The organism is Brevundimonas sp. CURTG3B2_SDJG, assembly GCF_057364705.1.
The window spans coordinates 1-7,515 of the sequence record NZ_JBNFOJ010000146.1; the positions used below are offsets into that span (position 1 = coordinate 1).

Annotated in this window: 7 protein-coding genes and 3 pseudogenes; 6 read left to right on the forward strand and 4 right to left on the reverse strand. The window is 67.3% G+C overall.

The features are described 5' to 3' along the window. Window positions 1–193: 193 nt before the first annotated feature. Together AC2W7C_RS10905 and AC2W7C_RS10910 are read right to left on the reverse strand one after the other, a co-directional pair. Window positions 194–397, reverse strand: a complete 204-nt coding sequence (locus AC2W7C_RS10905; RefSeq protein WP_486001466.1) for a DUF2842 domain-containing protein — start codon at window positions 395–397, stop codon at window positions 194–196. Beyond that, window positions 397–717 (reverse strand): transglycosylase, encoded by a 321-nt coding sequence (locus AC2W7C_RS10910; protein WP_486001467.1) that lies wholly within the window; start codon window positions 715–717, stop codon window positions 397–399. Before AC2W7C_RS10910 ends, AC2W7C_RS10905 begins: the two co-directional genes overlap by 1 nt. A 66-nt stretch (window positions 718–783) precedes the next feature. On the opposite strand from AC2W7C_RS10910, the pseudogene AC2W7C_RS10915 reads away from it, so the two are divergent. The 6 genes and pseudogenes from AC2W7C_RS10915 to msrB all read left to right on the forward strand — a co-directional run bounded on the left by AC2W7C_RS10915 (window position 784) and on the right by msrB (window position 5,131). Beyond that, a pseudogene (locus AC2W7C_RS10915) lies at window positions 784–1,846 on the forward strand (COX15/CtaA family protein). A 203-nt stretch (window positions 1,847–2,049) separates the two neighbouring features. Next, on the forward strand, window positions 2,050–2,523 hold the full coding sequence (gene rplM, locus AC2W7C_RS10920; protein ID WP_486001472.1) for a 50S ribosomal protein L13: 474 nt from the start codon (window positions 2,050–2,052) through the stop codon (window positions 2,521–2,523). Window positions 2,524–2,525: 2 nt separating this feature from the next. Beyond that, window positions 2,526–3,056, forward strand: a complete 531-nt coding sequence (gene rpsI, locus AC2W7C_RS10925; RefSeq protein WP_486001468.1) for a 30S ribosomal protein S9 — start codon at window positions 2,526–2,528, stop codon at window positions 3,054–3,056. Window positions 3,057–3,130: 74 nt separating this feature from the next. Then, the gene (locus AC2W7C_RS10930; protein WP_486001469.1) at window positions 3,131–3,505 is read left to right on the forward strand and encodes a hypothetical protein; all 375 of its coding nucleotides are present in this window, start codon (window positions 3,131–3,133) and stop codon (window positions 3,503–3,505) included. A gap of 6 nt (window positions 3,506–3,511) precedes the next feature. Continuing rightward, a pseudogene (argC, locus tag AC2W7C_RS10935) lies at window positions 3,512–4,443 on the forward strand (N-acetyl-gamma-glutamyl-phosphate reductase). A gap of 196 nt (window positions 4,444–4,639) precedes the next feature. Beyond that, the gene (gene msrB / locus AC2W7C_RS10940) at window positions 4,640–5,131 is read left to right on the forward strand and encodes a peptide-methionine (R)-S-oxide reductase MsrB (protein ID WP_486001470.1); all 492 of its coding nucleotides are present in this window, start codon (window positions 4,640–4,642) and stop codon (window positions 5,129–5,131) included. Between the two features lie 188 nt (window positions 5,132–5,319). Here msrB and AC2W7C_RS10945 read toward each other — a convergent pair whose 3' ends face one another. Together AC2W7C_RS10945 and phaC are read right to left on the reverse strand one after the other, a co-directional pair. Beyond that, window positions 5,320–5,700, reverse strand: a complete 381-nt coding sequence (locus tag AC2W7C_RS10945) for a hypothetical protein (protein WP_486001471.1) — start codon at window positions 5,698–5,700, stop codon at window positions 5,320–5,322. Next, window positions 5,697–7,470: pseudogene (phaC, locus tag AC2W7C_RS10950) on the reverse strand (class I poly(R)-hydroxyalkanoic acid synthase). The gene AC2W7C_RS10945 and the pseudogene phaC overlap by 4 nt, the downstream one beginning before the upstream one ends. Window positions 7,471–7,515: the final 45 nt, after the last annotated feature.

The window sequence follows — 7,515 nt, forward strand, 5'->3', positions numbered from 1 at the left end:
CGCCGCATCAGGTCGCTAGAACTCCCGATTCTCAAACAGCGGCGATCAGGCCGCGACCGGTGTCGGCGGCAACGCAGCTGGCGGATGAGTTTGCGGACAGCCTTGAACATCGAACTCGCGGAAATGGAGAGGGGCGGAGAGGCGTTGCGAAATGGTTCGTCGGACCCGGAAAGAAACGGGCCCGGGCCGCGTGTCAATCCCGACCGCCGCGCTCGGCCCAGCGGAACAAGGGATAGAGAGGCGCGCCCCAGCCGATCCCGGCGACGGCGAAGACGATCAGGTCGATCAGCTGGCCGGGCGGCAGCAGGCCTCTGAGCGCGATGGCGCCCCAGATCCAGAAGGCCAGAAAGACCAGGACGCCGATCATGGCGACGAAACGCCGCGTGCGGGGACCCATCAGCGCTTGCTGCGGAACAGGAAGAAGGCGACCAGGGCGAGAGCCGAGGCGATCATCGACCACAACACCCAATCCCATTGGTCCATCGTCGACACGCCGAAGACGCGCACCGCCAGGAACCAGCCGGCGATCGCGGCCACGAAGGACACCAGGGAGGTGGCGAACAGGCCCCGGCGGCCCGTCGCCATATCGGCCAGCCAGGCGAGGGCGAGGGCGCCCAGAACAGCGATGACGACGTCGGCGTACTGCAACCGGCCTCTCCAGACATGCGGCGCCGTCGCGCCGAAAAGCGACTCGATCTCGCCTTCGTCGGCGGGCATACCGCTGCAGGCCGGGCGCGACCAGTGACGCGCCGGCACTGTAGCGGTCGGAACAGCGGGCGTCGAATGAAGCGTTTGGGCGGTGGCGATCAAAGCCGGTCGGTGGCGATCTGGCTGTGGGCTGTGGCGGCGCTGGTGTTCGCCATGGTGGTCGTGGGCGGGGTGACCCGCCTGACCGGCTCGGGCCTGTCCATCACCGAATGGAAGCCGATCATGGGCGCCTTGCCGCCGATGAACGCGGCCGACTGGGCCGAGGCGTTCGAGAAGTACAAGGCGATCCCGCAGTACCAGCAGGTCAACGCCGGCATGACCCTGGGCGAGTTCCAGGGCATCTTCTTCTGGGAATGGTTCCACCGGCTGCTGGGCCGGCTGATCGGGGCGGCGTTCGCCATTCCCTTCCTGGTGTTCCTCGTCCTGCGCAGGCTGCCGCGGCGCCTGATCGCCCGGTGCGCGGTGCTGCTGGCCCTGGGCGGCCTGCAGGGGCTGATCGGCTGGTGGATGGTGACCAGCGGCCTGAGCGAGCGGGTGGACGTGGCCCCCGAGCGGCTGGCGACCCACCTGGGCCTGGCGCTGCTGATCTTCATGGGACTGATCTGGACCGGGCTGGAGGCCTGGAACGGGGAGGAGACCTCGCGCTCGCCGGCCGGCTGGAGCCGGGGCGCGGCGATCCTCTTGGGCGCGGTCTTCGTCCAGTGCCTGCTGGGCGGCCTGGTGGCCGGAGCCAAGGCGGGCTTCGTCTATACCGACTGGCCGCTGATGAACGGGGCCGTCTTCCCTTCGGTCGAATGGGGCAAGGGCGTCCTGGCCTTCCTGCACGACCAGGGGCTGGTGCAGTTCAATCACCGCATCTGGGGCTACGGCCTGCTGATCGGCGGGACGCTGTACGCCGTCCAGGCCTGGCGCTGGCGGCTGGCGGAGGGCCTGGGCGCGGCGGCGTTCGTGACGGCCCTGGCCCTCTGGCTGCAGGCCGGCTGGGGTGATCACCCTGGTCAACGCCGTGCCGCTGTGGCTGGGCGCATTGCATCAGGCGCGCCGCCTGGTGCTGGCCGCGGCCACGGTCAACCTGTGGCTGGTGCGCCGCTCGCAGCCCCGGCTGTTCGTCTCGGGGCCGCGATCGCGGGGGTTCTGAGCGCGATCGGCGGTCCGACGAGACGATTTCTGTGCGGTATTTTAATACCGCTTATGAAAAGTCTAGATATTTCAGCATGATGTGGTGATTTCGAGACTGTGGTCGTCATTGACGCGGCCGCACGGGTCCTCTATCAGCGCGCCTTCCGTTCGGCCCGTCCGGCCGGACACCCGTTTTCGCCCGTCTCCAGGACACTCGAAATGCTGAAGAGCACCACGGCTTCGCTGAAGCCGGCCGAGGTCGAGAAGAAGTGGATCCACATCGACGCCGAGGGCGTCGTGGTGGGCCGTCTCGCGACCTTCATCGCCAACCGTCTGCGCGGCAAGCACCGCGGCGACTACACCCCGCACGTCGACTGCGGCGACTACGTCGTCGTCACCAACGTCGACAAGGTCGTGTTCACCGGCAAGAAGAACACCGACAAGGTCTACTATCGCCACACCGGCCACCCGGGCGGCGTGAAGGAGACCACCCCGGCCAAGGTGCTGGGCGGCCGCTTCCCGGAACGCGTTCTGGAGAAGGCCGTCGAGCGCATGCTGCCGAAGGAAAGCCCGCTGGCCCGCAAGCAGATGACGCACCTGCGTCTGTTCGCCGGCGCCGAGCACACCCATCAAGCCCAGTCGCCGGAAACCATCGACTTCGCGTCGAAGTCGGCCAAGAACACCCGGAGCGTCTGAGCATGACCGACGTGACCAACGAAACCCCGCAGAACGATGCGCCCGCCGCCGCCCAGACCACGGGCCAAGGCTTCGACGCGCTGAAGACCCTGCAGACCCCGGGCGCCGGCGAAGAGCATCCGGTCCACGTCCAGAAGCTGGACGCCCAGGGCCGCGCCTATTCGACCGGCAAGCGCAAGAACGCGATCGCCCGCGTCTGGGTGAAGCCGGGCACCGGCAAGTTCACCATCAACGGCAAGGACCAGGAGCAATACTTCGCTCGTCCCGTGCTGCGCATGATGATCGCCCAGCCGCTGACCGTCGCGGACCGCACGACCCAGTACGACGTCGTCTGCACCGTCGAGGGCTCGGGCCTGTCGGGCCAGGCCGGCGCCATCCGCCACGGCCTGTCGCACGCCCTGACGCACTACGAGCCGGAACTGCGCAAGGTTCTGAAACCGCACGGCTTCCTGACCCGCGACAGCCGCGTCGTCGAGCGCAAGAAGTACGGCCGCGCCAAGGCCCGCCGTTCGTTCCAGTTCTCGAAGCGCTAAGCCGTTTCTCTACGGTTTGGATTTGGGGCGCTTCGGGAAACCGGAGCGCCCTTTTTCTTTGGCTGGAGGTCCTGATGACGCCTTTTCCATCCAGTGAGGAGCTCGCCTTCTTGCTCGAAGGCGACGCCTCGATAGACCAGATCGTCATCAACTCGACGAGCGTATCGTTCCTGTTCGCCAACGGCTGTCGCATCGATGCCAACGTCACGCTGGAGTATGTTGCGGAAGACGGTGCGAGGACTGTTCACGATCGGGAATGGTTCGATGAAGCCCCGGTCAATTTCCACAGACTGCTCAAAACACCGCTCCACGAGGTCGAGACGGATCATCTGACAATGACCCTGACGTTCGAGGGCGGCCGGCAGTTGGTCGTTCATTCCGATCTCCAGCCCTATGAGGCGGGAGCAGTTCTCGGGCCGAAGGACTCTCGGCTCGGCTTCTATTTTTGAGCTGACATGACCCACACCATCTTCATCGACGGCGAGGCCGGGACCACGGGGCTGGAGATCCGCGAGCGGCTGGAGGCGCGCCCGGATCTGGAGCTGATCCTGCTGGGCGATCGGCGCCGCGACGTGGAGGCCAGGCGTCAGGCGCTAAACGCGGCCGACGCGGTGATCCTGTGCCTGCCCGACGACGCGGCCAAGGAGGCGGTGTCGATGATCGAGAACCCGGAGGTGCGGGTGATCGACGCCTCGACCGCCTATCGCGTGGACCCCAACTGGACCTACGGCTTCGCCGAGATGGCGCCGGGTCAACGTGAGAAGATCGTGGGCTCGACGCGAGTGTCAACCCGGGGTGCTATCCCACGGGCTTCATCGGCCTGGTCCGGCCGCTGGTTGCAGCCGAGATCATCCCGGCGGGCTGGCCGGTGACGGTCAATGCGGTCAGCGGCTACTCGGGCGGCGGCAAGGCGATGATCGCCGAGTTCGAGGGCGGGGAGGCGGAGGCCTATCGCGCCTACGGCCTGACGCTGAAGCACAAGCATGTGCCGGAGATGACGCTGCACACGGGACTGGAGCGCAAGGTGCTGTTCGCGCCGGCCGTGGGTTCGTACCGGCAGGGGATGCTGGTCGAGGTTCCCTTGCACCTGTCGGCACTGCCAGGTTCGCCTTCGGTGGAGGTAGTGCACGGGGCGCTGGTCGAGGCCTACGAGGGCGCGCGCTTCGTCGAGGTGGCGTCGCTGGAGGAGACCGAGGCCCTGACCGGGATCGATCCGGAGGGGCTGAACGGGACCAATAGAATGCGTCTGCACGTCTTCGGCGATCGCGGCGGCGAGCAGGCGCGGCTGGTCGCCTTGCTGGACAACCTGGGCAAGGGGGCGTCCGGGGCGGCGGTGCAGAACCTGAACTTGATGCTGGGGCTGGCGGAAGACGCCGGGCTTCGGTGAGCTCTTTCGTCATCCCGGGGCGCGCAGCGACCCCGGGACCCAGCGGCGCGCGAGAGCGCGAACCTGTCATGGGCGCGGTGGGGCGGGCGCACCGCCTTCGGCGCCGGCTGGGTCCGGCCTTCGCCGGGATGACGAAGAAGAGAGCGTTCGAACGGCTGGGCTTGAAACCAAACGGCGATACCCGACGTATGAGGGCATGGCTCCTACCCGCCGATCCCTGTTGCTGACCGCCGGCGTCGCCGCCCTGGCCGGGTGCGCGCCCGAGACCGCAGACGCGTCGGAGGCGCAGTACGCCGGCTCGCCGTTCCGTCGCGTGACCGACGCCCAGTGGCGGGCGCGGCTGCCGGCGTTGAGCTATCGTGTGCTGCGCCATGCGGCGACGGAGCGGGCCGGGACCAGTCCGCTGGATCGCGAGCACCGGCGCGGGACTTTCGTCTGCCGAGGCTGCGAACTGCCGCTGTTCCGATCCGAATGGAAGTTCGACTCGGGCACCGGCTGGCCCAGCTTCTATCGGGTGATCGCCGCCAACGTCGGGACCAGGACCGACTATGAGATCGGCATTCCCCGTACCGAGTACCACTGCGCCCGGTGCTTGGGGCACCAGGGTCATGTGTTCGACGACGGGCCGGCGCCGACCGGCAAGCGGTATTGCAACAACGGGGCGGCGCTGAGCTTCAGGCCGACGTGAGGGTCTAGGTTCAATCGACATTCAGTCGATAGCCTTTAAGGCCCGCAAACCCTTGCTTTCCGTCATGGCCGGGCTTGTCCCGGCCATCCAGGATCGCGAACAACGCCCGGAGGTCTCGACCCCAGCCCGCCGTGTTCATGGATTCCCGGCACAAGGCCGGGAATGACGGGTTTGGATGTCGATTGAACCTAGGCCTGACGGCGGGCCTTGAGCGCGGACTCCAGGGTGACGCCGAACATGACGGCGGCGACGATCACCACCAGGCCGTAGTCCGGGCCGGGCCAGAAGATCGGAATGGCGGCCAGAAGGATGACGATCAGCGGGAACAGGCCGGCCCACACGACCGTGCCGGGCGTGTCGGGATGGATCATCGGCGGGCGCGACGGCTGGCTCATCATCTTCATCAGCCGAGGGTTCAGCAGCACGAAGCCGCCGGCGCAGATGATCGCCATCAGCGGGTTTCGCACCGCCGCCTGGGGCGGGCCGTAGAGGCTGGTGGTCAACACGACGAGGGCCAAGGCCAGGCCGGTGGAGATCGTCAGCAGCAGGTTGGGTTCGAGACGCTTCAAGACTTCACTTTCACATACGACCCCGGCGCCGGCTCTATCGCGGGAAGCGGGCCTTTTTTCGGGATCGCGGGCGGGAACCCAGCCGCCGGACTTGTCGTGCAGCCAGCCGGCCCAGTGGTTCCACCAACTGCCGGGACGCTCCTCGGCGCCGGCGCGCCATTCGTCCAGGGTCGCGGGCAGGGCGGGGTTGATCCAGTGCTGGTACTTGTTGGCGTCCGGCGGATTGACGACGCCGGCGATGTGGCCCGACCCCGCCAGCGTCAGGGTGACGTCGGCGTTCGCGAAGGCGCGGGCCGAACGGTAGACCGAGTTCATCGGGGCGATGTGGTCCTCGCGGCTGGCCTGGAAGTAGAGCGGGATCCTGACCTTGGATAGGTCGACCTTGATTCCGCCGATGGTGAACTCGCCCTGGGACAGGGCGTTCTTGCCATACATGGAGCGCAGGTAGTCCATGTGCAGGGCCTTGGGCATGCGGGTCTGGTCCGCGTTCCAGAACAGCAGGTCGAAGGCGGGGGGCGCCTTGCCCATCAGGTAGTTTGAGACGAAGAACGACCAGATCAGGTCGTTGGCGCGAAGGGCGTTGAAGGTATCGGCCATGGCCGCGCCAGGCAGGACGCTGCCGGCGGCGTCCATCTGCTGCTCGATCTCGTTCAGCCAGTGGTCGTCGGTGAACAGCAGCAGGTCGCCGGCCTCGGCGAAGTCGTGCTGGGCGGCGAAGAAGGTGGTGGCGGTGACCCGGTCGTCGCCGCCGGCCGCCATATGGGCCAGGGCCGCACCCATCAGGGTGCCGCCGATGCAGTAGCCGACGGTGTTCAGGTGTTTCGCGCCCGACTGTTCGAGCACCTTCTCGACGGCGCGGTAGACGCCCTTCTCCAGATAGTCGTCGAAGCCGAAGCCGGCCTTGTCGCGATCTGGATTGACCCAGGAGCAGACGAAGACGGTGAAGCCCTGGGCCGACAGCCAGCGGATCATCGAGTTCGCGGGCTGAAGGTCCAGGATGTAGAATTTGTTGATCCAGGGGGGGAAGATCAGCAGCGGGATCTCGCGCTGTTTGTCGGTGGCCGGGGCGTACTGGATCAGCTCGAACAGCGCGTCGCGCCAGACGACCTGACCGGGGGCGGTGGCGACGTTCACTCCCACCTCGAAGCGACCGTAGTCGGCCTGGCTGATCTTCAGCTTGCCCTGGCCCCGCTCCAGGTCGGCGGCGAAGTTCTGCATGCCCTTCACCAGCGATTCGCCGTTGGTTTCGGCCAGGGCCTTCAGGGCTGCGGGGTTGGAGGCCAGGAAGTTGGAGGGCGAGAAGGCGTCGGTCAGCAGCTTGGTGAAGAACTCGGCGCGTCGCTTGGTGCGGGGATCGACGTCTTCGACCGAGGAGACCAGGCCGTTCATCCAGTCGGCGGTGACCAGGTAGGACTGGCGCATGACGTCGAACATCGGGTTCTCGGACCAGGCCGGATCCTTGAAGCGCTTGTCCCGGGACGGCTGGGGCGCCTCTTCGCCGGACGCGCGGCGAGCGGTCGAGGCCCACAGATCCATGTAGCGATTGAACAGGTCGGCCTGGGCGCTGAACAGACGGTCGGGCCTGGCGGCCAGGCTGGACATCACCGAGGTCATGGCCGGGCCGACGTTGAAGGGGTCGGGCGACAGGGCGGCGGGGCGGTCGGCCTGGCTGAGCGCGGCCTCGGCGATGGCGGCCTGGGCCGTCATGGCGGCCTTGGCCAGGTTCAGGGACAGGGTCTCCAGCATTTCGCGCTGCTCGGCGCCGGGCATGGAGAAGCCGGCGTCGGGGGCGGCCTCGGGCCTGGCCTCCGGCTC